This window comes from Cohaesibacter marisflavi (assembly GCF_900115225.1).
Taxonomy (GTDB): domain Bacteria; phylum Pseudomonadota; class Alphaproteobacteria; order Rhizobiales; family Cohaesibacteraceae; genus Cohaesibacter; species Cohaesibacter marisflavi.
Window position 1 is genome coordinate 250205 of record NZ_FOVR01000003.1, and the last position, 25181, is coordinate 275385.

A 25181-nucleotide genomic window follows, 5' to 3' on the forward strand; every position below is an offset into this window, starting at 1 on the left:
TCTCTCCTTAGCTCTCTTTGCCCGCTTGCGTCAGACGATCCAGCCAGACCACAAAACCGATGGCCGGAACCGCGTCCACCGCGTTGCCCTGTTTGGCGCGGGAGGCCAGAATGCCCAGCAGGCGATCATAGCGACCGCCACCGGCAACCGGCTTGTCTTCGCCTTCGAAATGCAACTCGTAATTAAAGCCCGAATAATAATCGAGGCGGCGCCCGAAATCGGCTTTGAACACCAGCTTCGTGCCTTGCGGCACAGCGGCTCGAATGGCAGCGATGCGATCGGCAAGAGCCGCAAGGGCATCGCCCAGCAGCCCGCCTTCTTTGGCATCGAAGGCACGGAGCTGATCAAGGCTATCATCGAGCGATCCGGCAATGGACAGATAGCGCACGATGATTGCCAGCTTGTCGGCATCCCAGCCCGCCATTGCGGCGAGCTCGGCCTTTTCCATGTAGCGCTCGGCAATGTCGCCCACAGAGCGACCGCCCACGGCAGCAAGGCCTGCGATATCGAGCATTTCCTCAACCGCCTCGCGCACATCTTCCGGCGCCTTGCCTTCGAGAATACGAGCCAGACCGGCAGACGCCCCATGGCTTTCCGAGCCGCCCTGTTCCAGACGTCTCAGCATGCGGTCCAGCACGGCACGATCACCAAACGCACCTTCCAGACGCCGCTGCCATACAGCGGGCGTGCCCAAAGCATTGAGCAAGGCAGAAAAAAGCCCCAGATCACCGATGGTCACGACCGGGCGCTTACCCGAGAGGCTTTCCACCATGGAAACGGCGCTGGCGACGTTGGCCGCATCAAAGTCAAAGCCGCCTTCGGGGTCGATCTGTTCGATACCTGCCTGATGGAACTCGCCGGGTTCATCATCGGCGCGCTGGCGGAACACCGGACCAAGGCAGGCATAGGTCGCCTTGCGGGTTGCCTCTCCATGGCGCAGATGATGCAGACAAACGGGAATGGTGAATTCAGGCCGGAGCGCCATCGCCTCGCCATTGGCGCCAGGGGCGACATAGAGGCGGCGGCGAATGTCTTCACCAATGAGATCAACAAACAGGTCCGCAGAATAGAGGATCGGCAGATTGATCACTCTGGCTCCTGCCGCGTCGAACTGTTGAGCCAGCTCGGCGCGCATTGTTTCGGTCAGATGAGTCATGGATATCTCCTCTCGCCTTTTCCGGCTGAGCGGTTATTTCGTCTCGGCAGCACGGGCGGCGTCCCGATCGGCGGCCTGATCTGCGAGCATCTTCTTGACGGTTTCGACCATCTCGGCGAGCGGCACCTCGACCTGAGCGGGACGGCTTTCGCGCCATGTGGCGTTGTCCTCGATCTCGGCAGAGAGGCGCTTGCCTTCTTCCAGATCCTTGATCTGAACGATGCCCTTTTCCTTTTCATCAGAGCCCTGAATGATGGCCAGCGGACAGCCGCGCTTGTCGGCATATTTGAGCTGGTTGCCAAACTTCTTCCAGTTGCCCTGATAAAGCTCGGCCCGCACGCCTGCGGCGCGCAGCTCCTGCACCATCTTCATATAGTGGCCAAGACTCTCGACATCCCCGTCCATGACGGTAACCAGCACCGGCTCGACGACCATATCCGTGCCCAGCTTGCCGAGATTCTTAAGAGCCGTCATCAGGCGGGAGACACCGATGGAGAAGCCCGTGGCAGGCACGTCACGCCCGACGAACCGTTTGACCAGACCATCATAGCGCCCGCCGCCGCCGACAGAGCCGAACTGGACGACTTCGCCCTTCTCGTTGGTCACATCAAACAGCAGCTCGGCCTCATAGACCGGCCCGGTATAATATTCGAGGCCACGCACGACGGATGGGTCGATCTTGATGCGATCTTCCCCGTAGCCACAGGCATCAAAGATGGCCTGCATGGTGTCCAGCTCGCGGGTGCCGTCATTTTCCATGTCGAGAGTACCTTGGGTAAAGGCAATCACCTTCTCGACATTTTCAGGGCTAAGACCGGCGCCCTTGGTGAAGTCGCCGCTCTCATCCTTGCGGCCTTCGCCCAGCAACAGGCGCACCCCGTCGGTGCCGAACTTGTCCAGTTTATCAACGGCGCGCAAAACCGTGAGGCGGGCTTCGGCATGCTCATCGCCACCAAAGCCGATTTCTTCCATCACCCCATCAAGCACTTTGCGGTTATTGACGCGGATGACATAGTTGCCGCGTTCGATTCCGAGGGCTTCCATGGTGTCTGCCATCATCATGCAGGCTTCAGCGTCGGTCTGCACACCCGGCGCGCCAACGGTGTCGGCATCAAACTGCATGAACTGGCGGAAACGGCCCGGACCGGGCTTTTCGTTGCGATAGACATAGCCAACGCGATAGGTGCGGAAAGGCAGCTGGATCTCGTTGATATTCTCGGCCACGTGACGGGCCATCGGCGCGGTCAGATCATAGCGCAGGCTCATCCATTGCTCGTCATCATCCTGCACGGAGAAGACACCGGCATTGGGGCGATCCGTATCAGGCAGGAATTTGCCCAGACAATCGGTATATTCAAAGGTCGGCGTCTCAATCGGATCAAAGCCATGATGCTCATAGACGGCCTTGATTTTTGCGAGCATGTCATCGGATGCGCGAATATCGTCAGCAGTCCGGTCCACAAAACCGCGCGGCAGGCGGGCCTTGAGCTTGTTGGGCTTTTTGTTCTTTGCCATGATTGGACGTCACTTTTGAATTAGAATTGAAGTTAGAGAGGCGTGCACCGGAAATAGGACACGCCTTGCGGGCTTTTCCTAGCCCATCCAAGGGAAAGCGGCAAGAGAAGAGCTGAGCTTTGGCCTCAGTTGAGCAGGAAACTTCACGTAAATGACATCAAAAATGGCATGCAAGGGTCAGCTTCGGGCAAATTGGGTAAAAGTCTCCCATTAAGAACAGACATAAAGCCGATAACGCGGACAAAACCACACTACCCCCCTGCTTTGCCACCCCCATTCAAAGCCACTTTCGTTCAAAGAAAAAGGGCAGCCCATGCCGCCCTTTGTTTTTCCTTGCCTCAAAAGCCAAAATCAGGCTTCGGCTTTCTCGTCCCTGTTGACGGAAATGATCTGAGTATGCGGATAAGGAATGTCGATGCCCTGCTCATCGAAGGCTTCCTTGACGGCCTTCAGCATATCGAATTTGAGCGCCCAATAGTCCGCAGCATCACACCACAGACGTGTGGTGATATCGACCGAAGAATCGCCCAGATTGGTCACGGCCACCCATGGTTCCGGCACCTTCTGAACGCGCATGTCCGCATTGGCCAGATCCAGAATAATCTGCATCGCCTTGTCTGCGCTGTTGGAATAATCAATGCCGAAGGTCAGATCGACGCGGCGTGTGGTTTGCGCCGAGTAGTTGGTAATGATAGAGCCCCATGCCTTGGAGTTGGGCATGATGATCTGCACATTGTCCGGCGTCACCATATAGGTCACGAACAGATCTACGGACTGGACGGTGCCGGAGGTGCCGCCAACATTGACATAATCCCCCAGTTTATAGGGACGGAAAATGATCAGCATGACGCCGGAAGCCACGTCACTGAGGGTGCCTTGCAAGGCCAGGCCAATGGCCAGAGACGCAGCACCGAGCACCGCGACAAGGCTGGTAGCCTGAAAGCCGAATAGCTGCAACACCGCAATAACAACAATCGTCAGAATGGCCCAACGCGCCATGGAGGCGGCAAAATTGCCCAGCGTATCGTCGACCTTCTCAAGCGGTGTTATACGATTGCGAATGAAGCGTGCAACCATTCCAGCGACAATATAGCCGACAACAAGAAACAGAATGGCCTTGGAAACATTGATAATGAGCGGCGTATAGGCCCCTAATTGTTCTGAAATTGCGTTCATTTTATCCTCTCGGGAATGAATTAAACTCTTGTCTTTGCGCGAAAGGCCATGGTCCCATGCTCTTCGCCCGAGCAACCGTGACCGCTTCCAGCTCACTGATACGACAAACAATCAAAAAAAGCCGATGCGATACTTTAGCACGGAAAGAATATCTATTGGCAACCGATTTGGACGCAGCAATACGCAAAAGATCTGGTCACGGAAGCAAGTAGACCTATGTCATTTTGCTCGCACCCTCAACAATCAAGACTTCAGAACGAGAATGGTTCCAAACTATTTGCACATATTTGTGGCTGGCAACCGTCCGCCGGCCTTTTGGCGTGGATCACTTCGCCTGAGGGCGCTCAAATGCATCACGCAGAGCCTCCACCTCATCGCGACAACAGCAGCCCTCAAGATGATCGTTGACCAGCCCCATGGCCTGCATGAAAGCATAAACGGTGGTCGGACCAACAAAGGACCAGCCGCGCTTTTTGAGATCCTTGGAAATGCGCGTTGACACATCCGTCTTGCCCAAGGGGCCCAAGCTTGCAAAATCGCACCGCTCGGGACGATCTTCCGTCCCCGGCTCATGGGCCCAGAAATAGGCTGCCAGAGACCCGAACTCGGACTGCAAGTCTCGCGCCCTTCTGGCGTTGTTGATGGTGCTCTCGATCTTCTTGCGATGACGTACGATGCCTGCATCGGCCAGACAGCGTTCAATGTCCGTTTCGGTAAAGGCAGCCACCTTGTCTATCTCGAAATTGGCGAAGGCGGCGCGAAAATTCTCGCGCTTTCTCAGGATCGTGTACCAGCTGAGGCCAGACTGGAAGCCTTCAAGGCAGATCTTTTCAAACAGGGTTCTATCGTCTTTGACCGGTCGTCCCCATTCCGTGTCGTGATAGGCCAAATAATCAGGCTTGCCCCCATGCCACCAGCAGCGGGCCTTGCCATCCTCTCCGACCAATAGGCCTTCCACTGGCTCGAAATCGGGCTTGTCGTCAGTCATCGGTCTGCCTCCACGCAAAACGTTCTATATTTGTTCCATACACAACCAACAACGACAAGTCAAAAGAAAAGCCCACCACGTGAGCTTCGCAGGCAGGCTTTGGAATTTTCAGGTTATCGGTGCCTCGATGAGGCATCTGTCGCTGTGAGACCAGTCTATGCCGGAACACTGTACGCTTTTTGCTTACGCAAAAATCGGGGCAAAGAGGCCCGCGTCTTCAGGCTATCGGTGCCTCGGCGAGGCACCTGCCGCTGTGAGCTCTGTCTATGCCGGAACACTGTACGCTTTTTGCTTGCGCAAAAATCGGGGTAAAGATGCCCGTGTCTTCAGGCTATCGGTGCCTCGGCGAGGCACCTGCCGCTGTGAGCTCTGTCTATGCCGGAACACTGTACGCTTTTTGCTTGCGCAAAAAGCTAGTCGAACAAGGCGTCGATGTCGTCCTGGCTGGCAACGCCATCTTCGTTGGCCAGAGCCGGGCCGTTGAGCAGAGCCGCATCGCCGGTCTTTTCCAGTGGATTGTCCACCTCAATTTCCTGAAATTGTTCGATGCCGCCCCAGATATCCATCATGGACACGATGCGTTCCTCGATGAAACGCAGCACATTGACCACTTTGGTGATGCGCTGTCCGGTCAAATCCTGGAAGTTACAGGCTTCGAAAACAGCAATGACCGCATCCTGAATTTCATGGGTCCACTGGTCTTCTTCACCGGTCAGGGTCTTGGAAAGCTTGGAGGAGTTTTCATCAATGACTTCGGCAGCCTCAAGGATCTGCTCGGTTGCCTGTTCTGTGCCAAACACGATGGCATCCAGTTCGTCGGTTACCCTGTTCATTTCTGCCGAATGCAGACCATTGACGTGCAGGGTGGCGATTTCGCGCTTGGTTTCGGCAATGGCCTCGTAGATCTCGTCCATTTCCTTTTTGATTTTGACCGCTTCGCTCAATTCAGAACGGAAGGTCTCAACCAGATTGCTATTCAATTCCTGAGCAGGTTCGACAAGCCTTTTCAGGGCTGCAAGCTCATCCATGATCTGTTGATGCTGTTCGCTCGAAAGGGAACTGTTCGCCGCAATGGATCTGGGAGTCACTGCGTCGCCCAAGACCTGTTCAATCCGAAATGGTTTCGTAGCCAGCGCCATTCCAATCATACTCCCAAACTCAAATTACTCTTATTGTCTAAAGGGGCCGGAAAGCACAGATCGACACATACGGGTCATCGAAACGCAATCCAACAGGCACCAAGTCGAACAGACTTATTGGGAGCAACCATATCGGCGCTTCGTTAAAATTAGGTTTTTGAATGCAATTTAATTAAAGGCTTTTTCTCCGAAAGAAGCTTGCAGTATAATTGGCAAACTTGCCGCAATATAAATACGTACATAAATGACCAAAACCACTTTTGTTTTTTATTTGTATTATCTTATCATCTTGCAGGCTATAAAGGCCTGCTTCCGGTTGCAGCTGGTTCCAAGACGCCCAGCGTGGTTTGGCGACTGCAAGTTTGTTGCTTTTGCTACTAGCTTGCAATTGACCTTTTCCAAGCGAGTGGCCATTGTATGGTCAGCCCTGCTACCGGGGCGCGGCGCACAGCGTCAATTGAAGCAATTGTTTATATTTCTCAAATTCTTGTCCCGGGTAGAGTGTAGACGCTGAATGCAGAAACCAAGCAACAAGTTACGGACCACAGCCCGCATGTCATGCAGGTTCATGGAACAGGTGCGCTTTCTTGCCGTTGTCTCTGTGTTTCTCGTCGGGGCAGCGCTGATGACCACGCCTGCCCATGCAGCGCATTATGATGACGATGAAGTAGCGCAAGGCTTTTACAAGACTGTGTTTGGCGCCGAGATCAAGGCGCTCAGTTGGGGCGGCCAGTCCAAGCGGGTCAAGAAATATGTTGCTCCGGTCAAGGTCTGGATCGACAACCGAGCCAGACTCAACCGGCTCAGAACTGTGCGCCGCTTTATCAAAAGCTTGCCCATCAGCATTCCCGGCCTTCAGGTGCGCATGGCCAATAATCGCAAAGATGCCAATTTTCATATCTATGTGGTCGATTCTGAAGACTATGTGCGAACCGTGCAGGATGAAGTCTATAATGATCGCAGTATGGAAGTTCCCGGCCAGTGCATCGTTCGGGTTTTGTCTCGCCGTTCGGGCATTCTACGCTCGGATGCCGTGATCGTTTCCGATCAGGGACGCTCGGTTTTTCATCGCTGCATGGTGGAGGAGATTCTGCAAGGGCTGGGGCCGGTCAATGATGACAAGAGCCTTGTCCATTCGGTGTTCAATGACGAAAGCAGCTTCGACTATTTCACGCCATATGACCGTTTAATCCTCAATATGCTCTATAGTCCGCATCTGCGCCCGGGCATGACGCTCAAACAGGTCAAACCGATGACCCCTGACCTGCTGCTCTATGCTCGCAAGGTAACGGGTCTGCGCTAGGCGCTTTGTCCTCTCCCCTGTCAAAACCCCTTAAGCTTTAAAGCAATCTTGCCCTCTTTCGCGCAAGAAATGCGGCGCATGGCTCTCGTCATGGGCAAGACGGCCCCCTTGTCATTTTATGCAAATTGCATGGGTCTCGCCGAGACACGGACAGGATTCGCCGCATGAAGGCTGATCTTTGTCTTTTGTTAAGCATAAATGTAGTGCCGTCATATTTTATTAACCTTGAATCCAAACAGAACAAATATCAATTTCTCATTAACCTTTCTGATTAGTTTACCACGTAGAATAATTTTTAATAACAGAAGCAATTATTAAGTATACCTCATCAAAACCCAACGCTTCTGTTTTGAATGTGGCCCGAAGGCCGACAATGGCGTCAATTTCATATTGTGAGTTCTGTAAATGAAGCACCTGATTCTTACAGCTTGTACCGTTGTTCTTGGCCTTAGTGGCCTTGTGCAGTCGGTCTCCGCCAGTTCGGTGCGGTATGCCCCTCCTCCTCCTGTCATGTTGAGCCCGGATCAAATCCAGCCATGGGTGATGCAGCTGCGTCCCGGACGCATGAGTGCCCGCCCGGTGGATGCGCGCCCACGCATGAATCGCATCGCTTCCAAACCGGCTCGCCCGACCTATGAAGCATCGCGTAAAGTGGCGGCCAAACGCACCCGCGGCACAGATCCTCGCTTCCTGCCTACGGTGGTCGATTATCAGGGCCCGGAAAAACCGGGCACCATCATCATCAACACAAACGAACGCTATCTGTATCTGGTCAACAGGGATGGAACAGCGCGCCGCTATGGCGTTGGTGTTGGACGTCCCGGTTTTGAATGGGCCGGTACACACAAGGTTTCGCGCAAGGCTGAATGGCCCGGCTGGACACCGCCAGCCGAAATGCGTGCGCGTCAGCCCGGTTTGCCCAAATATATGGAAGGCGGCCCGCGCAATCCACTCGGCGCTCGCGCGCTGTATCTTGGCTCGACGCTTTACAGAATTCATGGCTCCAACGAGCCATGGTCCATTGGTCATGCGGTCAGCTCTGGCTGTATCCGCATGCGCAATGAAGATGTCATGGACCTTTACGAACGAGTGCCGGTCGGCACATCGGTAAAGGTCCTTTAAGACCAGACTCTGTCAGGTGGCGCACAGGGGAATATTTTCAGTGCCATCTGCCACGCTTTGTTTTTGACTTGAGAGTGATCCGATTATGGATCCAACTTTAAGGGCTATCCTGAGGGATGGCCCTTTTTCTTTGGCATCATTTCATCTGCATGTATGATAGATGTAGCTGGCTTGAAAGTTTTTCCAAGTGCACTCATGAGGCTCCAGTCTTGGCCCAGAGCGACCAAGCCGAGGTGCCCACCATCAGCACAGCCATGGCGGCGGTGAAGAGTTGGTATTTGCGCCCGTCCCCCAGAAACTGCATGACCTTTGCCCCCATAAAGCCCCAGAGCGAATGGAAGACCAGCCCTCCCATGGCAAAGCCACCGATGAGAATTGCGGTTTCATCGAGCAGCGATCCTGTAGGGTTGAAATAGAGCGAAAAGGCGATGCTATACATGGCCCATGTTTTGGGGCTGAGCGGATGGATTAAAATGCCCTCTGCAAAAGACAGATGAGCGGTGTCCTTCTTGTCCGCCTTGTGCATCGTCATGATGCGCCATGCCAGATAGAGCATATAGCCCATACTCAAGCCGCGGAAGATATTAGCAATCCAGCCGTCCTGCATCAGCAGGGCACCCAAGCCCAAAGCGACGCAAAGCCCCAGCATCGCAGCACCCAATATGGCTCCGCACAAAGGGCGAACCACCGCGCCAAAGCCAGCCTTTGCCCCCAGCGCCATGAATGTCAGATTGCCAGGCCCCGGCGTTCCGGACATGACGCATACAAACACGGCGAACGCCATTAATGTCGACCAATCAGCCATTTTGCCACCTGTCTCTTTTTCTCTCGCCGCATTCATGGGCAAGAAATAGATACAATCAGTACAATTAAGAACACATACTTTGCCCAAAACTGAGCTTTTGTATCAATTGTTTTATTGTTACAGTGACAATTATTCTGGCGCACCGATCGCCGTCGGCGCCGAACAGGGAAGACATGATCATGAAGCAGCCCCTCTCCTGGCAACCGGACATTACAGGTCTGGTAGGCCCTCTCTATATTGCCCTCTCGGACATCATGGCGCGGGACATTGCAGATGGACGCCTCGCCGAAGGCACGCGCCTGCCTCCCCAGCGCGCGTTGGCATGGGCCCTTGGCGTAACCCATGGCACCATCACCCGTGTCTATGAGCGCGCCGAAAAGATGGGACTCGTGAAGGGAGAGATCGGGCGGGGAACCTTTGTCGCACCGCAAAACCGGCCCACCTCACCACTCATGCCAGAAGATGAAGTACTTTCAGAGCTGGATCTCGCTCATAATTTCCCCCTCTCCCATCTGGACCCGGATTTGGGCGTAGCCTTCGAGGCACTCGCCCAGCAGACGGGGATCGCACGCGTGCTCAACTACACACCGATCGAGGGGCTTGTGCGCCATAGGGAAGCCGGTCGGGACCTGTTTTCCTATTACAATATCGACGCGCCCGTTGATCGCATTTTGCTAACCTCGGGGGCGCAACATGCCTTGCAGGTTTTGTTGCAAGGCATTTTCAAGGATGGCGACATACTGGCGCTGGAAGCGCTGAGCTATCCCGGCCTGATCAATGCCGCACCGCGCCTTGGTGTCCGTCTGGCTCCCATTGGGGCAGACGCGGAAGGCATGAGCGCCGACCAACTGGACGCGCTTTGCAAGCGACGACCGGTGGCAGGTCTTTTCATCGGGCCCAACGTGCATAATCCCAGTGGGCGACCAACCTCTTCCAGGCGGCTTGATGAATTGGCCGATTGCGCCCGGCGTCATGATCTTTGGGTGATCGAGGACGACCCTTATTGCCCTGTTCTTTCTGCCCCCAATCAATCCATGTGGCACCGTGTGCCCGAGCGGACCTGCATTGTGGCATCGGCCTCCAAGATTCTCGGCGGAGGCCTGCGCACCGGCTTCATCTGTGCACCCCAATCGGTGCGCTCCTCGCTGCTGCGTGTTATCACGGACATTAGCTCCATGTCCTCGCCGATTGGGGCGGAACTGGTGCGGCACTGGATCGATAGTGGCGAGATAGAGAAGAACCGGCTACGCAAACAAGCGGCTCTGGCCGAGCGCCATGCCATTGCAAAAGCCATATTCGCGGACAATATTGAACTTTACCCGGATCGCTTCAGCGGTTGGCTTCATCTGCGAGAGGATCAGAATCCGGCGGTCTTTGAATTGGAAGCGGGCAGACGGGGCATGTTGGTGTTGGGCGCGCATCACTTTGTCGTCGGCTCCAGTCCGGTGCCTTCGGCCGTGCGTCTTGCTCTGGGAGCCATTCCCTCTCTAGTGCAATATGAGAAGGCCTTGCGGCTGTTGGATGATTTCAGGCAGGAGCGAGAAGCAATGCCGCATGCGGCCTTATCGGCAGAGCTTTATGCCTAAATGAAAGCGACCGAACGCAGGCGCTTTTCGTGATACATGCGAGCATCTGCAAGGGTCATCAGCGACGCGTAGGAGCCATCGCCCTCGAACAGGTGAACGATCCCGAGGCTGAGCCCCAGCCCCTTGAAACCGTGGCTATCGAGCTTTCTCTCAACATCGTTGACATAGAGGCGCAATTCATCGGAATCCAGATTGCCCGCGCGCGGGAAGACCTGCACCAGTTCGTCCCCCCCAAAGCGGAAGACACGGCTGTTGCTATCGATTTCCTGCAGGCTATCGGCAACGAGACGCAAGGCCCTGTCGCCTTCCCCATGGCCCAGAACATCGTTGACCCGCTTGAAGCCATCCAGATCGAGCAGCATAACAACGGAATTGCGCATGGCCCTGCTGTCAAACAGGGTTAGCACATCGGACTCTTCCTGCTCACGCTGCATTTCATCAAGGCACCCTTGCAAATAGCTTTCCAGAGCCCGCCGGTTGCCATGCCCGGTCACAACATCCGTGTTAGCATCAGCGACGGCCTTGCTCACCTTCTGGTGAGCGGAACTGACCTCGAAATAGGGACCATAGAGCACGGCCAGTTCCTTGAGCAGCGTGACGCTTTGGCTCATCTGGTTTGGCTCGGCTTCATCGGCCAGCAATGCGTAACCCACGCATTCATCGCGATGATTATGCATACTCATGCCGATCACATGGCCAATGCCATAGGCGGCGATTTCATCGCTATTTACGAAATGCGCCGAGAGATCTGCTGTCATCAACGGACTATGTTCACAGGGCTTGCTATCGGCAAAGCAATTGAGCGAAGGCAGGCGGTTCGCCTGAAGATGCTCTCCATCATAGCACAGATCAAACACAACGCTCCGGGTCTTGAAATCGAGGCTTCCAATGGCAACCCAGCGTGAGTTGACGTGATCGCGCAACACTTGCATTGCAGCGGAAGCCGCTGGCATGCCATCACGGATCGCATCAGAGAATTCCGCCCGCAAGGCCTTGATCTGCTTGCCCAGCTGATCGTCAAATTTCACAAGAATCAGCTTGCCCGAGCCATAGGCATAGCAATTGAAGCTCCAGCCTTCCATTTGAGAGCGGGAGACCAGTTTTTCGTGCCGACTTTTCTCGCAAATGCACTCATCGATCCCGACAAAACTCATGAGGCGGTTTTCCAGATGGTCCGGAAGACGCTTCATGGCCTTGTTTCGATAAAGTTCTTTGCCTGTAGGCCCCATGATCATGACGCCATCACTCAGGTCATCATAGATCGCGTAAAGGTCTCTTTCAGGCACGTTTGAACTAGCGTTCATATTTCCCGTCCCGTCGCACAATTCAGCCTCCGTTATAGGACAGAGATGATAAAATCTTCTTAAAACGCTATTTTCACTGCATTAATTCTTTTGCTCCGAAGAGAACAATAGGGATTAAACTTAATGATATACAAATTTTCCCGATAACATCCTTTGCTTTCAGGCCTTTTCCTTAGATTAACGCTGATTTGTATCATGCATGACAGCTTTTGGCGTTTCGGTTATTCTACCCTCTTGCGATTCAAGGGGAATCCGTATTTCTTAGAAATGCTACAATCTGTCTCTTGCCAAATATTCAGAGAGCTGTAACCATTCAGCCTGTTTACTAGCCCTGCCTGGCAAGTCCGACCTTTGACTTTGGCGCATAGCTTAGTGAGACCAGCAGTGTGCCGATTTGCCCGGTTGATCAGAACAGGCTGTACGATATTTTGCTTATGTCGACCAGCAGTCACGCACGGACCTGAGGAGGGGAATGCTGGCTGCCAATCTTAGAAAGGGACCGCAAGTATGAAACGTTTGGTTGCTGTTGCCGGAATGTTTTTCCTTGCTTCCACTCTGGGCGCTTTCGCTGAAGGCGATGCTGCAAAGGGTGAGAAAGTATTCAAGAAATGCAAAGCCTGCCATCAGATCGGCGAAGGAGCTGAGAACAAGGTGGGGCCACAGCTCAACGGCGTTGTTGGCCGCGCAATTGGCTCCGTTGATGGCTACAAATATTCAGACGGCTATCTAGCCCTTGGCGAACAGGGCGAGGCCTGGGATGAAGAAAAGCTGATGGCTTATCTTCTGGACCCTAAAGATTTCCTCAAGGAAGCTGGTGTGAAAAGAAAATCCAAGATGACCTTCAAGCTGAAAAAGGAAGATCAGCGCGAAGACGTCATTGCCTATCTGAAGACATTTTCGGCCGAATAAGCTTTTTGTTTTGTGCTTTTCCCCTTTTAAACTCCAGAGGGGCAAAATACCAAACAAACCCGTTCAATCCCGGCATCCGTGCCGGGATTTTTTTGCGTAAACAGCCAAGCGCTAAACCGGGCGGATTGTCAATCGCGCCGAAAGCTTGGGCAGATCACTCCAGATCCAGCCTTTTTCGCGATAGGCGATGCGACCATGGTGGATTTCCACCCGTTTGGTAACCTCTTCAGCGCCCAGCTTGAGATAGAATTGCTCGGCGCGGATATGGCCACCGATCATCCAGACCCCGATACTCTTGCACCCTTTATTCATCATTGCATCGACGAGCGCGGCTAGAAGCGTCCGCCCGAACGTGCGGTGCTGGAAATCCGGGTGGATATAGAGAGCATAGAGCTCGCCATCGGCCTTTATTTCCTTGCCAGGGCGATCCCCCAGTCGCATCGGGCCAGCCAGACCATAGCCCACGAGGGTATCATCCAGCCATAGCAAGCGGGCTACAAGCCCGGCAGTCTCGTCGGCCAACCAATCGCGCCAATGGGGCACTTCTTCTGCGGCATTCAAACCATCAAGACTGGCCTTGGGCATCAGCCCTTCATAGGCATCGCGCCAGCAGATCACTTTCAGCTCGGCAATGGCTTGGGCGTCTTCTGGCGTTGCAATCGACAGGGAGGTAGCCAGCGATAAGGTCATGCGAGTTCTTTCAGACAGTCAAAAGGGGAAAATACGGAGTGGACTGTGCCCGCAAAATGCCAAAGAAAGCAACAGGGGCCATCAATTTACGCATCGCCACCCTTGAAATCAGGTAAAGTCTTTCGTGAAATGGTCGGCCCCCAGGAATGAAGAGAGCCGAGGCGCGGAATAGCAAACCCTCAGCTCTCTTGCCTCCTCCATAGACCCTTTGCATCTCCTGCACATCGCCGTAAAGGGCGCATGCGGCCTCGCGCTTCACGCGCTTAATGGTCTGTTTGCAATCGGGGCAATTACTTGGCCATGCTCATGCTCACCCGCAAGGGGGAGCGCATACGACCTACGCACGTCATCATCCCAGAAAGAAACCCGGGCCTCTTTCTGCGGAACAAGAACAGCTTCGGCCAATGCCTTGACCGATACCATCACAAACTGCTCCGATTTTGCTCCACCATCTTTTCTCTTTCCGGCCCAAGACACAAGCCCTTTTTTGAATTCGTTCGCCTGTCAAATCCCGAAGGATTCCCGGAGCGCACCAGCAAGAAGCGAGCCCGACCTGGCAATGCAGCTTACCAGATTCCGGCTTAATCCATGGATTTTAGGAAGATATCCCGCAAGCATCTCTTCTGCCTTCTGCTGCAGAAACAGCCATCTCATTCCATAGTCGAGCTGTGAAAAAGGAAGAATGGCAGCCCTTGCCCTTTTTGCGGATAGGCCTCGCTTCGCAGCATCCTCCCAGTGGGAAAGGCGTATTTTTCAGTCAGAGGCCATTTTGGTGCTCTTGCGTATCTGTTCTTTTATCTCCAGACTGCCACCACACCAGTTTCCCGGAAAAGAGCTTCCCCTTGCGGGTAGCGCCTTGAGGTTCAAGGCAGCTCTTCTCTGACAGACAGCAAGGCCATAGATGCCTTGGACCACTGCGATTGCGCCAATTGATTATCCGATTGATTGATAGCCCCAAGCGTTACAAAGACCGAGATCGATGAACCAGATTGAAATGAATTTCTCCGCCCCCTCCACGCCTGAACAGAAGAGGGATGGCTCCAGAGGCACGGATGTTTCCGGCAAGACTGTCGGTCTGTTTGTTACCTGCCTTGTGGATCTGTTCCGGCCAACAGTGGGGTTTGCTGCGGTCAAACTGTTGGAAGATGCCGGCTTTACGCTGGAAGTACCCAAAGACCAGACCTGCTGCGGACAACCTGCCTATAACTCGGGCGACAAGGATGATGCCAGGGCGTTGGCCAAACAGGTGATCAAGGCGTTCGAGGGCTATGATTATGTGGTCGCGCCATCCGGCTCCTGCGCGGGCATGATCCGCAAGCATTATCCATCCCTTCTCGCCGATGAGCCACAATGGGCAGACCGTGCGGCTTCGGTTGCTGGCAAGACCTATGAATTGGTCAGCTTTCTGGTGGATGTGGCCGGCATCGAGGGCGTGTCCTCCCATTTCACCGGCTCGGTCACCTATCATGACAGCTGCTCGGGTCTGCGAGAACTCGGCATCAAGGATCAGCCGCGCAAGCTTCTGGCGTCGGTTCCCGGTGTGGACCTCAAGGAGATGGTTGACAATGATGTCTGCTGCGGCTTTGGCGGCACCTTCAGTGTTAAATATCCCGATATTTCAAACGCCATCGTCGGGAAGAAAACCGACAATATCACCAAGGCCGGAGCGGGCACCTTGCTTGCTGGCGACATGGGATGCCTGATGAATATGGCGGGCAAGCTCAAGCGCGACGGGTCGGCCATTCAGGTGCGCCATATTGCCGAAGTGCTGGCCGATATGGCCGATGGTCCGGCTATCGGCGAGAAATCCGGTCGCTAGAGGGAGGCGGATTGATGGAAATCAAGTCACGCGATTTCAAGAAGAATGCCAGCGACGCTCTTGCTGACGCCACCCTGCAAAAGGCCCTCAAGAATGTCGAGGCAGGCTTTATCGGCAAGCGGCAAGCCTCGGTTGATGCTCTGCCCGAGTTTGAGGATCTGCGCGATCTGGGGCGTGATATCAAAACACACGCGCTCAAGCATCTGGATGTCTATCTGGAAGATTACGAGAAGAAGGTCACAGCCAGCGGCGGGCATGTGCATTGGGCGGAAACGGCTCAGGATGCCTGCGAGATCGTACGCGATATCTGTCATTCGGTCGGAGCGCGAACGATGACCAAGGGCAAATCGATGATCTCGGAGGAAATGCAGCTCAATGCCTTTCTCGAAGCCGATGGCATGGAAGTGACCGAGACCGACCTTGGCGAATATATTATCCAGCTGAGGGGGGAGCATCCCAGCCATATCATCGCGCCTGCGGTGCATGTGACCAAGGATCAGGTGGAAGCAGACTTCCGCCGTGCCCACACCAATCTTGACCCGAACCGCAATCTGGATGATCCGGTCACCCTCCTTGGTGAAGCGCGAGAAGTGTTGCGCGAGAAATATTTCGCAGCCGATGTCGGCATTACGGGCGCCAACTTTCTGGTGGCCGAAAGTGGCTCGTCGGTGATCGTGACCAATGAGGGCAATGGCGACCTAACACAGACTCTCAGTCGAGTGCATATCGTGCTGGCGTCCATCGAGAAAGTGATCCCGACCCTTAATGATCTGGATGTCTTCCTGCGCCTGTTGGCCCGCTCGGCCACAGGGCAGGAACAGAGCGTTTACACCACCCTTTCCACCGGACCGCGCCGGACGGAAGACCCTGACGGACCGGAAGAATATCATGTCGTGCTGCTGGACAATGGTCGCTCGGAAATGCTGGGCACGGATTTTGAAGAAATGCTGCGTTGCATCCGTTGCGGGGCCTGCATCAACCATTGCCCTGTCTATCATGCCGTGGGCGGCCATGCCTATGGCTGGGTCTATCCGGGGCCAATGGGGTCGGTTTTGACGCCATCCCTTGTCGGAGTGGACAAGGCAGGTCATCTACCCAATGCCTCAACGCTTTGCGGGCGCTGCGAAAGTGTCTGCCCGATGCGCATTCCCCTGCCCAAGATGCTGCGTCATTGGCGCGAGAGGGAATATGAGCGCCATCTCAACCCCACACCACAGCGTTGGGGACTCAAGGGCTGGGCCTATTTTGCCCGCCGCCCCAAGCTTTATCACCGCACCATGCGTATTGGCATGCGGGTGATGAAATATCTGGCACCACAAACAGCCCTGATGCGTCGCCTGCCCGCCGCCGGAGGATGGACCAAACATCGCGAGTTCCCCGCCCCTGAGGGCAAGACCTTCCAGCAGATGTGGGCGGAGCGTGAGGCCGAACGTGGGCAGACGAAGGGAGATGCGGCATGAGTGAGCGTCACGACAACAGCGCGGCCAAATCCGCCATCCTTGGCAAAATCCGCCGGTCTCTCGCCTCTGTCAGCGAAGGAGCCGACCCGAACCGCAATGAGGCGCGTCAAGAAGTGCAAGAGCGCCTCGCATCCAGACCAAAAGGCATTGTGCCCAAGCGTGCGCAGGTGGGCCATTATGAGAAAGTTGCCATGTTCATGGACTATGCCGAGCGTGTCTCATCGACCACGGCACGCATCGGCTCCTATGACGACTTGCCCGGTGCCATCACCCAATATTTGCGGGAGCATAACCTGCCCCAAGCCATCGTGATGGGAGAAGACCCGCGCCTCAAGGCGGTAAACTGGCGCACCGAACCACAGCTTGAACGCACCATTGGCCCCTCCGACGGTACAGACCTTGTGGGCGTCAATCACGCCATGGGCGGTGTGGCAGAAACCGGCACAGCCGTGCTCGCCTCGGGGCCAGACAACCCGACCACCATCAACTTCCTGCCAGAAAACCATATCATCGTGCTCGACGCCAACGACATAGCAGGCGATTATGAAAGCATTCACGACCAGTTGCGCGATATGAGCGGGGTGGCTCACATGCCGCGCGCGCTCAACATGATCACAGGCCCGTCACGCTCGGGAGATATCGAGCAGAAAATCATGCTCGGGGCTCACGGGCCGCGTGCCGTGCATGTGATTGTCATCGGCTAATGGATACGGCCTGACGAGAGGGATCGTCGAGGCGCCTCTGCAGCTCTGGCTGTGGCTCTTGTTTGCACTCGCTTCGAGACAAAAAAAGGCCCGCCTCAAGGGGCGGGCCAAGGATAACAGGGGTCTCAAGGAGGACCCCTGGCTGCTTAATCAAATGGGCGACCGCCTCGGGAGCTGCCGACGGTCAGGCAGTGCGGCTGCTAAGCTCCCTCTGATCCGCAACAAACCGGCGTCTGTTTGATTGCGGTCAATTTCTCTGCTGGAAGTGGCTGTCTCTCTTCAATTTCTGGCCGGGCCCAACGCGCCAGCACTTCCAGTTCACGGGCATGAATCCGGCGTTTTGCATCGAACGGATCGATCAGCATTGGATCCTTGTGAAGCGGCTGCGATGCAGCGGTAATCACGTCTCCTCGTGTCAGGCCAATATCTGCCAAGGTGCGCTCATCCAGCTCCCGAAGGTTTTTCAGGGCTGCGCGGTTACGCATGATGGTCGCCCCCGCAGTCACAAGGCGTACAAGGCCGGCCATGGCCGATGAGAATGCAGAATTCAGAAATACTGTCAGCATGTCTTGTCTCCTTTGGCTTGGACTTCATCTCCCCTCACGCGAGGATGAACCAACACTTGAGGTTTGAACGAAGGCTGTTTCTCTGCGGCAATCGGGCCACAAGATTCGAAAAGCTCTCAGCCAAGACCACCAGTTCCAAAATTCAAAAGACGCATGCGCCAAGTGGCGAAAAGCCTAAGATACAGCCAACGGGCAAGTGTCCTTTGTTGTTGTAAACAACTATCTCAAAAAGAGAACAATAAATCCAACGAATGTTTTTTATGGAAACCATCTGAATTTTTGATAGATCTACATCTGGATCAATGATAAATATTGATCAGACATATTGATCGCTTTTGCTTATGACCTTGCGCGCTGCGCGGAATGCCTTGGAGGCACATTCCAAGGGCACATACCAAGGCACATGGAGATTGCTGATGAACGCCCTTCTTGATCTGGACCAGCTTCGCACTTTCATTGCTATTGCCGAAACCGGCAGCTTCACCAAGGCTGCCGAGCAGGTCAACAAGACGCAGTCCGCCGTGTCCATGCAGATGCGCCGGCTGGAAGAACGGGTTGGACAAACGATCTTCGTGCGCGATGGCCGCCAGAGCCGCGTCACCGACACAGGTCTGCGTCTGTTGGACTATGCCAGGCGCATGCTGTCTTTGAATGCGGAGACCATTGCCGCCTTTTCCTCTGATGCCATGTCCGGCAAGGTTCGTCTCGGATTGCCTGACGACTATGCGCCCAGACTGTTGCCAACAGTTTTGGCCAGCTTTGCCACCACCCACCCAAACATAGAGATTGAAGTGGTGTGCGAGCAAAGCTCCTGCATCCATCGGCGTATTCAGGATGGGCGGCTGGATTTGGGCATTGTCACCCATGGCAATCGGACACAGGAACGCAATGGCCGCATCATTCGCTCGGAGCCTCTGTTGTGGGTTTCCTCCGCCCATCACTCCGTGCATTGTCAGGCGACCATTCCTCTGGCCCTTGGCACCAAGACCTGCACTTGGAGAGCCGCAGCCACCGAGGCTCTTTCCAAAGCCGGAAAGAAATATCGCATCGCCTATGTCAGTTCCTCGGCTGCGGCCCACACCGGCGCCGTGATGGCCGGTCTGGCGATCTCCGTGTTGCCGGAAAGCGCCCTCACCTCTGACATGCGGGTTCTGGGAGAACGGGAGGGCTTCCCCGAGATGAAGCATTGTGATATCGCCTTGTTACGCTCGGAGAATGCGCGAGACCGCATCCACAATGCGCTGGCCGCTCATATCGTCAATGCACTGGACAATGTTTCCGGCGGTGCTGCGTTGGCCGCAGAATAAGCCGGATAGCTCTGGTTTCGGGCCTTGGTTCCAGACTGTGGGGGACATATGAACGGGGATGCACTCATGCCAGACAAAGCGGCACGCGCTTTGATTAATTGCATGATGGCTGGGCTGTTGGCACTCGTTGATCGCAGCGCCTTTGCTGCTCCCCGCAGCAAAGCAACTCTTTATCTACTCAATCAGCAGATCGAAGCGGGCTGCGAGAGCGGCGCGGGTCGCTTTCATCACCAAGGCGTCTTCGAGGTTGATCTGAACGGAGACGGCAAGCTGGATCTGGTGCTCTCCCATCAAGGGCTCCATTGCAAGGGCTCCATTGCAAGGGCAGACTGGAGCGGAGCAGCTTGTGCGGCGCGCAGTTTTGCACGATCCTTGTTTATTACCGGCGGGGACAATTGCTCAAGAAACAGGATGAGTTTCTTGGCTATATCCTCAGTTTTCGCCCTTCCCCCGAGCCCGTATTCGACATTGCCGAAATGAACGGAAGGGTCGCCCAGTGGCACCCACGGTCTGATGGAAGCCCGTGGCTTCACTGAAGCCTCATCGGCTGAAGCCGCTAGACGGGCTTTGCTCCAAGCGTTAGCCTATACGGCGGCTTGCTTGCGGCCACTTCGCATGACCAGAATATTGCCCGCGATGATTGCCGCCAATCCGATGAGCCCCCACAAAGACCATTGATAGCCCTCAAACAGGGTGGAGAGCATCAGCGCGACAACGGGGAATAGAACAGTAAGATAGCCAGCTCGCGCTGGTCCAATCGAGCTCAGCAGGGTCATATAGCCCCAAAAGGCCACCACAGAAGCCATGATGACCAGCCAGGCCATGGCAATCCAGTATTCTGCGCTCCAGTCCATGATGAAGGGCACATCAAGTACCAACGCCAGACAGAGAAGCCAGAGAGACCCGTAAGTCAGGCACCAGCAATTGGCACTGATGAGCGGTATGTCGAGTTTCCTGTTCGAGACAGACAGAATATTGCCGGTGCAGAAGAGCAGCGTCCCACCAAGACCAAAGCCCAGCCCATACAGCACCCCTTGGTCGCCAACGTTGGCGCTAATCTCGGGCCAGAAAATCAGCCCGATCCCGGATAATCCCAAAACCGTGCCCACCATGCCCAATTTCGTGGGGCGCATGCCAAGAAACAAAGCGCTGAGGATGATGTTGAAGAGACTGACCAGCGAGAAGATCACCGCCATCAGACCGGAGGCGATATAGCCTGCAGCGAAATAGAACATCACGAAGTTGGACGAAAACATGAAGATGCCCACCATTGCCAGACGCAGATGCACCTGCAATGGAAAGCGCAAGGGATATTTGCCCAGCAAGGCCCATAGGAAGGTAACGGCGGCGGCAAGTGTGAAGCGGTAGACGCCGGTGATCAGAGCGGGCACAATTTCGACCTGATGGGCCATGGCGATCCAACTGGTCCCCCAGGCGACGATCATCATTCCATAAAGACCGATATCCTTGCTGGACATAGTGGAGGCCTTGGCGGATTCGCTAACCGAGGTTCCTGCCTGAGAAGGTGGAATGATTGCTGCGCTCATCTTGCTATCCTGAGAATGTGGCGCGAAGGATCGATCCTGCACCAAAACAGGAGCGCAGATTATCAAATGGCCACAATGCAATCCAATGAGAATAGTTGCAGGACGCATCAAACATATTGATGCCCATATGGCAACGGCTCTCTCTTGTCATGTCCTTATCGACCAACGAGACTGGGTGCCCACCAGAGCTGCGGAGCCATTTATTTGAAAACAAAAATTAATTAACCGTTCCGCTTATAAAGTTGAGATACTCTCATAGTCTTCGCACGGACGTCGGTTGCCCGCCCTGCTACATAAATACGTCTCGACCAGAATGGTGAAAAGTGGGATAATGGCGCTAAGGCCTTGTACTGCGTTTTGCTCGCTTTGAGCTTTCATTCCACTCTTGCGACAGGAGTTACGATCATGAAACTCACGTATCTGGTCGCTTTGGCATTGATCTTCTCCGCGTTTGGCAGCTTTGCTCTTCCAACCACGGCAACAGCCCAGTTTGCGCCTCCACCGCCACGCAGCTGGAACCGCCCACCGCCCGTCAGGCGTTGGCGGCCTCCAGTCAGACGGTATTATCCACGCTGGCGTCCACGGCCAAGGGTCATCTATCGGCCACCACCACCGCGCTATTGCAACGTTCGCGCCTGCTCGATGCGGTATCGCAGCTTCCGCGCTTGGGATTGCACATTCCAACCGTATAATGGTCCGCGTCGTCGGTGCAGACTCTGAATGTGCCTAAACCGCATCAGGCAGGGTTATGACTGTCTTTGCTGCGGTTTTAGAGCTACTCAACGTGTCTTATCTCTCTTCCTCAGATGGCAACACATGATCCCCGGAACCAACGCTCCGGGGCAACGCCTGTTAATCGGGCACGCTCGTTTTCACCGCGTTTTTGCTTGCTATGAAATCGCCTTGACGATACGCGCCATGCCTACGGTGAACTCCTGCGGGCTTTCTGCGCGCAACAGGAGCCCTTTTGCACTGGCTGAAAGCGCAAAAACCTTGTCATCAGCCTGTTGCCTGCTGCTTGCCAATTCGCACTTAATCAGTAAACGCGCCATATTTGCATAAAGCAGCTCGTCTCCAGCATGCCCCTTATCCCGAAAGATTTCCAAAGCCCGCTCCAAAACCTCAGAGCCATGCGGTGTGCCGCGGATCATGGGCACGAAATCGCCTGCCCAACGATCAAACGCCTCTATGATGCGCACCGGGCCTTGCTGGCTTTCATCATTCAAAGCGGCCATGGCAGCTGAATGCGCGTCTTGGGTCAGGGCCATGATGGCCCATTCAAAGACACCTTCCTTGGATTTGAATTTTTTGTAGATCGATTGGCGCGACAAGTCGGCAGCCTTTGCAATGTCTTCCATTGAGGCTTTTCGAAAGCCGTATTGGCAAAAGATCATCACTACTTCATTGACATTCATCACGGCTCTACCACATTAAAGTTACATAGTTGACATTTTTTATCTATTTTGTAAACTATGTATATTGATCCTTGACCGTACCCTCTTCGTTATTTCCTCTCAAGCCCTTTGGACATTTTGATATGAACGAACAGTCTATTTCACAAAACAAGATTGAAAATTGGCGAGAAGACCGCTTGCCGAACCTCTCCGGCAAGTGCTTTGTCATTACTGGCGGCAATTCCGGCATCGGCTTTGAGGCGGCCCAGATGCTCGGACGCAGAGGCGCCGACCTCATATTGGCTTGCCGGTCGACACAAAAGGCAGCCTCGGCACGCATGATGCTGGAGGCCACTTCCACCGGCACCATCAATCTGGTGACCCTTGACCTGGCCGATCGCTCCAGCATCTGCAGGGCGTCTGATGGCGTGCGTGCGATCACGCAACGCATAGATGGTCTCATCAACAATGCGGGCATCATGCAGACACCAAAGTGTCAGACTGCAGATGGATTTGAATTACAGTTCGGCACCAACCATCTAGGGCATTTTCTCTGGACCAGTATGTTGTTGGATCGGGTGGAAGCGGCAGGCGGGCGCGTGGTTCAGGTCTCTTCCATCGCCCATCGTCTGGGGCGTATTCATTTTGGCGATCTGATGGGAGAAAAGAAATACTCCTCAACCAAGGCCTACGCACAAAGCAAGCTGGCCAATCTGATGTTTGCCTTTGAGCTGGATCGCCGGCTTGCCAAAGCGCAGAGCCCGGCCATCGCCATTGCCTGCCATCCGGGTTATTCCAACACCAATCTGCAAAGCAGCGGCCCGACAGGTCTGTTGAACATGATCTACAAGCCGCTCAATGCTCTCATTGCCCAACCAAGCGCCTTGGGAGCAGTCCCAACCGTATTGGCGGCTGCCGGTTTGGAAGCACAGCGAGGCGCCTATTATGGCCCGACCGGCTTTTTCGATATGCGCGGGCCTGTTTCGCTGAGCCACATCGCCCCCCATGCACTGGATCTGGAGCGCTCAGCGCGCTTGTGGGCCGAAAGTGAAAAGCTGCTTGGTATTTCTTTCTTGAGTCAAGACTAACTTATAAGAGCTACAATTTCAGGCCTACCACCATACTGGCATTCTTGCATTATTGTCCATTTTTATAGCATGAACACCAGTATTTTGCCTGTTGATATAGCAATCATTTATGCCAAAAGCAGTACAAAATTAAAAATTGCTCACGTGACAATATTTCCCTTGACTAAACTACATAGTTAAGCGCTAACATATACTTGCAGGGTATCACGAGTCGAACTCTAACGACCAATGCACATCGCTTACAAAGTCAAGTGGCAATAATATTTATGACACATTGTTGTTTTACAAGCTGTAAGCAGAAGGCAAACCTTGAAAAATAAGCAGAACTGCTCAGGGAGGCAGTGCAAGGCGTGTTCGTACAAGTGTCGGCAATCCTTTTCGTCGTACCAGTTTCGCGCATGAGTCATCAGCTTCGATGTTAGGAGGACGTCGGAGACTTAGACAGGTCCCCGGATTTCTCGTGCGCTATTGAAAGCCAGAGAGACATCTTTTCCGAACCGCCCTTCAGCCAACCCTGGCGCTTCATCCAACCGCGACAACTGTGTCGCAGACCGGAATTTGCTTAGAGGGAGGTCCTGTATGCAACTCAATAAGGCTCAAACAACCCAAGACATCACCTTTCACGCCCCCTACCGCGGCAAGATGGTGAAAAAATCCAATGCAAGCCTCGCCCATGACCTCGCTTGGCATGGTGGCCTGCATCCTCTGGAATCATGGCAATTCTCAACAAGCTTGCGTGGCGGCGGAAAGCATTTCAGTTTCCGAGTGCATCTACTCATCATCCAGCAACGGGGCAGTGAGGCCCAGATTTCTGTCAGCATGTGCCTGATGGATCAGGACACCGGCTGGATTCGCGAGGTGGAGAATACTGTTCCTCTCAAGGACATCATGATCAGTGAGCAGTCTCTCAAATTCTCGACCCACGAGCTGGATATCTATGGCAGCGGCAACGAATTGACGATCAATGCCGAGCTTCCCGATGCATCCATCGAGCTCTCCGGCCATGTCAACGCGCCCATTCTGGTGAATAACGGGGAAGGCAATTTCCACTTCCTTGGAGCACAGCAGTATAAATTCGCCCTGCCAGCCATTCAGCTTTCCGGCAATGTTGAACTCATGGGAAAACCGCAAAGCGTAACCGGCGCCATGTGGCTCAATCGTCAGTTTGGTGCCTTGCCGCGTCGATTCAGTCTGGACCGGAATTTAGAACAGCGTCAGTGGATCAATCTGTATCCGCAGCTCGACAACGGCATCCGGCTCAGTGTTTCGCAATTGTGGGATTTTGCTCGCAATCGACAGGATACCTGCTGCACGGTGGTGCTGCCTGATGGCACCCATATTGTCGAGAAAATTGATCCGCTGGAAATGAACGATTTCATGGACAGTCGCCTTTCGGGCCGTCGCTATCCGCGCCATGTGGTTCTTTCCCATGAACCTTTCGAAACTTGCCTGCAAATCAGCCTGCCCTACCAGCAGCGCGAGGTCGTTTCCAAGATTGGCAACCTGATCAAGTTTGACGGCAAAATCAATGTCAACGGCTATATGTATGGCGAGGAAGTCACCGGCGACGGCTTCGTGGAAATGGTTGGCCGCTGGCGCTAAC

Annotated in this window: 23 protein-coding genes; 11 read left to right on the top strand and 12 right to left on the bottom strand. The window is 54.5% G+C overall.

Annotation, left to right across the window (positions count from 1 at the left end; genetic code table 11):
* Positions 1-7 precede the first annotated feature (7 nt).
* The 5 genes from BM258_RS07855 to BM258_RS07875 form a co-directional block, all read right to left on the bottom strand.
* Positions 8-1156: an ATP phosphoribosyltransferase regulatory subunit gene (locus tag BM258_RS07855; RefSeq protein WP_090070865.1), complete on the bottom strand. Its 1149-nt coding sequence runs from the start codon at positions 1154-1156 to the stop codon at positions 8-10.
* A gap of 33 nt (positions 1157-1189) precedes the next feature.
* Positions 1190-2674 (bottom strand): histidine--tRNA ligase, encoded by a 1485-nt coding sequence (hisS, locus tag BM258_RS07860; RefSeq protein ID WP_090070867.1) that lies wholly within the window; start codon positions 2672-2674, stop codon positions 1190-1192.
* A 348-nt stretch (positions 2675-3022) separates the two neighbouring features.
* Positions 3023-3847 carry a mechanosensitive ion channel family protein gene (locus BM258_RS07865; protein ID WP_090070869.1) on the bottom strand — a complete coding sequence of 275 codons (825 nt, stop codon included), beginning with the start codon at positions 3845-3847 and terminating at the stop codon, positions 3023-3025.
* Between the two features lie 325 nt (positions 3848-4172).
* Complete coding sequence (locus tag BM258_RS07870; protein WP_090070871.1) at positions 4173-4835, bottom strand: DNA-3-methyladenine glycosylase I; 663 nt, start codon at positions 4833-4835, stop codon at positions 4173-4175.
* 413 nt (positions 4836-5248) lie between these two features.
* On the bottom strand, positions 5249-5974 hold the full coding sequence (locus BM258_RS07875; RefSeq protein WP_090070873.1) for a protein phosphatase CheZ: 726 nt from the start codon (positions 5972-5974) through the stop codon (positions 5249-5251).
* Positions 5975-6527: 553 nt separating this feature from the next.
* Between BM258_RS07875 and BM258_RS07885 the strand changes: the two genes are divergently transcribed.
* Both BM258_RS07885 and BM258_RS07890 read left to right on the top strand, forming a co-directional pair.
* Positions 6528-7277, top strand: a complete 750-nt coding sequence (locus BM258_RS07885; protein ID WP_175527982.1) for a DUF2927 domain-containing protein — start codon at positions 6528-6530, stop codon at positions 7275-7277.
* Between the two features lie 405 nt (positions 7278-7682).
* Positions 7683-8399 (top strand): L,D-transpeptidase, encoded by a 717-nt coding sequence (locus BM258_RS07890; RefSeq protein ID WP_090070879.1) that lies wholly within the window; start codon positions 7683-7685, stop codon positions 8397-8399.
* A gap of 193 nt (positions 8400-8592) precedes the next feature.
* Here the strand turns inward: BM258_RS07890 and BM258_RS07895 are convergent, their stop codons facing one another.
* Positions 8593-9204, bottom strand: a complete 612-nt coding sequence (locus BM258_RS07895; RefSeq protein WP_175527983.1) for a LysE family translocator — start codon at positions 9202-9204, stop codon at positions 8593-8595.
* 179 nt (positions 9205-9383) lie between these two features.
* On the opposite strand from BM258_RS07895, the gene BM258_RS07900 reads away from it, so the two are divergent.
* A complete protein-coding gene (locus BM258_RS07900) occupies positions 9384-10790 on the top strand; it encodes an aminotransferase-like domain-containing protein (RefSeq protein WP_175527984.1) in 1407 nt (468 codons plus the stop codon).
* Here the strand turns inward: BM258_RS07900 and BM258_RS07905 are convergent.
* Positions 10787-12094, bottom strand: coding sequence for a GGDEF domain-containing protein (locus BM258_RS07905; RefSeq protein ID WP_090070884.1), 1308 nt, complete (start codon positions 12092-12094; stop codon positions 10787-10789). The two genes, BM258_RS07900 and BM258_RS07905, sit on opposite strands and share 4 nt — an antisense overlap.
* 507 nt (positions 12095-12601) lie before the next feature.
* Between BM258_RS07905 and BM258_RS07910 the strand changes: the two genes are divergently transcribed.
* Positions 12602-13003: a c-type cytochrome gene (locus tag BM258_RS07910; protein ID WP_090070886.1), complete on the top strand. Its 402-nt coding sequence runs from the start codon at positions 12602-12604 to the stop codon at positions 13001-13003.
* Positions 13004-13114: 111 nt separating this feature from the next.
* Here BM258_RS07910 and BM258_RS07915 read toward each other — a convergent pair whose 3' ends face one another.
* Entirely contained in the window at positions 13115-13693 is a 579-nt protein-coding gene (locus BM258_RS07915; protein ID WP_090070889.1) for a GNAT family N-acetyltransferase, read from the bottom strand.
* Positions 13694-14672: 979 nt separating this feature from the next.
* Here BM258_RS07915 and BM258_RS07935 point away from each other — a divergent pair.
* Genes BM258_RS07935 through BM258_RS07945 form a run of 3 tightly spaced genes read left to right on the top strand, consistent with a single transcriptional unit; the run spans position 14673 to position 17676 of the window.
* Positions 14673-15512 carry a (Fe-S)-binding protein gene (locus tag BM258_RS07935; RefSeq protein WP_244544631.1) on the top strand — a complete coding sequence of 280 codons (840 nt, stop codon included), beginning with the start codon at positions 14673-14675 and terminating at the stop codon, positions 15510-15512.
* Between the two features lie 14 nt (positions 15513-15526).
* Positions 15527-16972: a LutB/LldF family L-lactate oxidation iron-sulfur protein gene (locus BM258_RS07940; protein WP_090070897.1), complete on the top strand. Its 1446-nt coding sequence runs from the start codon at positions 15527-15529 to the stop codon at positions 16970-16972.
* Positions 16969-17676, top strand: a complete 708-nt coding sequence (locus tag BM258_RS07945; protein ID WP_090070899.1) for a LutC/YkgG family protein — start codon at positions 16969-16971, stop codon at positions 17674-17676. The genes BM258_RS07940 and BM258_RS07945 overlap by 4 nt, the downstream gene beginning before the upstream one ends.
* 200 nt (positions 17677-17876) lie before the next feature.
* On the opposite strand, the gene BM258_RS07950 is transcribed toward BM258_RS07945, so the two are convergent.
* Complete coding sequence (locus BM258_RS07950; protein ID WP_090070901.1) at positions 17877-18242, bottom strand: DUF1127 domain-containing protein; 366 nt, start codon at positions 18240-18242, stop codon at positions 17877-17879.
* 416 nt (positions 18243-18658) lie between these two features.
* Between BM258_RS07950 and BM258_RS07955 the strand changes: the two genes are divergently transcribed.
* Positions 18659-19549, top strand: coding sequence for a LysR substrate-binding domain-containing protein (locus BM258_RS07955; protein WP_090071296.1), 891 nt, complete (start codon positions 18659-18661; stop codon positions 19547-19549).
* 174 nt (positions 19550-19723) lie between these two features.
* Here the strand turns inward: BM258_RS07955 and BM258_RS24925 are convergent, their stop codons facing one another.
* Both BM258_RS24925 and BM258_RS07965 read right to left on the bottom strand, forming a co-directional pair.
* Positions 19724-19852 (bottom strand): hypothetical protein, encoded by a 129-nt coding sequence (locus tag BM258_RS24925; RefSeq protein WP_280141753.1) that lies wholly within the window; start codon positions 19850-19852, stop codon positions 19724-19726.
* 281 nt (positions 19853-20133) lie between these two features.
* The gene (locus BM258_RS07965) at positions 20134-21096 is read right to left on the bottom strand and encodes a DMT family transporter (protein ID WP_175527985.1); all 963 of its coding nucleotides are present in this window, start codon (positions 21094-21096) and stop codon (positions 20134-20136) included.
* Positions 21097-21501: 405 nt separating this feature from the next.
* Between BM258_RS07965 and BM258_RS24930 the strand changes: the two genes are divergently transcribed.
* The gene (locus BM258_RS24930; RefSeq protein WP_090070908.1) at positions 21502-21816 is read left to right on the top strand and encodes a BA14K family protein; all 315 of its coding nucleotides are present in this window, start codon (positions 21502-21504) and stop codon (positions 21814-21816) included.
* A gap of 170 nt (positions 21817-21986) precedes the next feature.
* Here BM258_RS24930 and BM258_RS07975 read toward each other — a convergent pair whose 3' ends face one another.
* Positions 21987-22511, bottom strand: coding sequence for a TetR/AcrR family transcriptional regulator (locus BM258_RS07975; RefSeq protein WP_090071298.1), 525 nt, complete (start codon positions 22509-22511; stop codon positions 21987-21989).
* 122 nt (positions 22512-22633) lie between these two features.
* On the opposite strand from BM258_RS07975, the gene BM258_RS07980 reads away from it, so the two are divergent.
* Together BM258_RS07980 and BM258_RS07985 are read left to right on the top strand one after the other, a co-directional pair.
* Positions 22634-23578: an oxidoreductase gene (locus BM258_RS07980; RefSeq protein WP_090070910.1), complete on the top strand. Its 945-nt coding sequence runs from the start codon at positions 22634-22636 to the stop codon at positions 23576-23578.
* Positions 23579-24157: 579 nt separating this feature from the next.
* Positions 24158-25180 carry a lipocalin-like domain-containing protein gene (locus BM258_RS07985; protein ID WP_090070912.1) on the top strand — a complete coding sequence of 341 codons (1023 nt, stop codon included), beginning with the start codon at positions 24158-24160 and terminating at the stop codon, positions 25178-25180.
* Position 25181: the final 1 nt, after the last annotated feature.

What these genes read in the sequence shown, in the direction of transcription:
- BM258_RS07855 (WP_090070865.1), bottom strand. Translation starts at nt 1,156, where the DNA reads ATGACTCATCTGACCGAAACAATGCGCGCCGAGCTGGCTCAACAGTTC.
- BM258_RS07865 (WP_090070869.1), bottom strand. Translation starts at nt 3,847, where the DNA reads ATGAACGCAATTTCAGAACAATTAGGGGCCTATACGCCGCTCATTATC.
- BM258_RS07870 (WP_090070871.1), bottom strand. Translation starts at nt 4,835, where the DNA reads ATGACTGACGACAAGCCCGATTTCGAGCCAGTGGAAGGCCTATTGGTC.
- BM258_RS07875 (WP_090070873.1), bottom strand. Translation starts at nt 5,974, where the DNA reads ATGGCGCTGGCTACGAAACCATTTCGGATTGAACAGGTCTTGGGCGAC.
- BM258_RS07885 (WP_175527982.1), top strand. Translation starts at nt 6,528, where the DNA reads ATGTCATGCAGGTTCATGGAACAGGTGCGCTTTCTTGCCGTTGTCTCT.
- BM258_RS07890 (WP_090070879.1), top strand. Translation starts at nt 7,683, where the DNA reads ATGAAGCACCTGATTCTTACAGCTTGTACCGTTGTTCTTGGCCTTAGT.
- BM258_RS07895 (WP_175527983.1), bottom strand. Translation starts at nt 9,204, where the DNA reads ATGGCTGATTGGTCGACATTAATGGCGTTCGCCGTGTTTGTATGCGTC.
- BM258_RS07900 (WP_175527984.1), top strand. Translation starts at nt 9,384, where the DNA reads ATGAAGCAGCCCCTCTCCTGGCAACCGGACATTACAGGTCTGGTAGGC.
- BM258_RS07905 (WP_090070884.1), bottom strand. Translation starts at nt 12,094, where the DNA reads ATGAACGCTAGTTCAAACGTGCCTGAAAGAGACCTTTACGCGATCTAT.
- BM258_RS07910 (WP_090070886.1), top strand. Translation starts at nt 12,602, where the DNA reads ATGAAACGTTTGGTTGCTGTTGCCGGAATGTTTTTCCTTGCTTCCACT.
- BM258_RS07915 (WP_090070889.1), bottom strand. Translation starts at nt 13,693, where the DNA reads ATGACCTTATCGCTGGCTACCTCCCTGTCGATTGCAACGCCAGAAGAC.
- BM258_RS07935 (WP_244544631.1), top strand. Translation starts at nt 14,673, where the DNA reads ATGAACCAGATTGAAATGAATTTCTCCGCCCCCTCCACGCCTGAACAG.
- BM258_RS07940 (WP_090070897.1), top strand. Translation starts at nt 15,527, where the DNA reads ATGGAAATCAAGTCACGCGATTTCAAGAAGAATGCCAGCGACGCTCTT.
- BM258_RS07945 (WP_090070899.1), top strand. Translation starts at nt 16,969, where the DNA reads ATGAGTGAGCGTCACGACAACAGCGCGGCCAAATCCGCCATCCTTGGC.
- BM258_RS07950 (WP_090070901.1), bottom strand. Translation starts at nt 18,242, where the DNA reads ATGCTGACAGTATTTCTGAATTCTGCATTCTCATCGGCCATGGCCGGC.
- BM258_RS07955 (WP_090071296.1), top strand. Translation starts at nt 18,659, where the DNA reads ATGAACGCCCTTCTTGATCTGGACCAGCTTCGCACTTTCATTGCTATT.
- BM258_RS24925 (WP_280141753.1), bottom strand. Translation starts at nt 19,852, where the DNA reads ATGGAGCCCTTGATGGGAGAGCACCAGATCCAGCTTGCCGTCTCCGTT.
- BM258_RS07965 (WP_175527985.1), bottom strand. Translation starts at nt 21,096, where the DNA reads ATGAGCGCAGCAATCATTCCACCTTCTCAGGCAGGAACCTCGGTTAGC.
- BM258_RS24930 (WP_090070908.1), top strand. Translation starts at nt 21,502, where the DNA reads ATGAAACTCACGTATCTGGTCGCTTTGGCATTGATCTTCTCCGCGTTT.
- BM258_RS07975 (WP_090071298.1), bottom strand. Translation starts at nt 22,511, where the DNA reads ATGAATGTCAATGAAGTAGTGATGATCTTTTGCCAATACGGCTTTCGA.
- BM258_RS07980 (WP_090070910.1), top strand. Translation starts at nt 22,634, where the DNA reads ATGAACGAACAGTCTATTTCACAAAACAAGATTGAAAATTGGCGAGAA.
- BM258_RS07985 (WP_090070912.1), top strand. Translation starts at nt 24,158, where the DNA reads ATGCAACTCAATAAGGCTCAAACAACCCAAGACATCACCTTTCACGCC.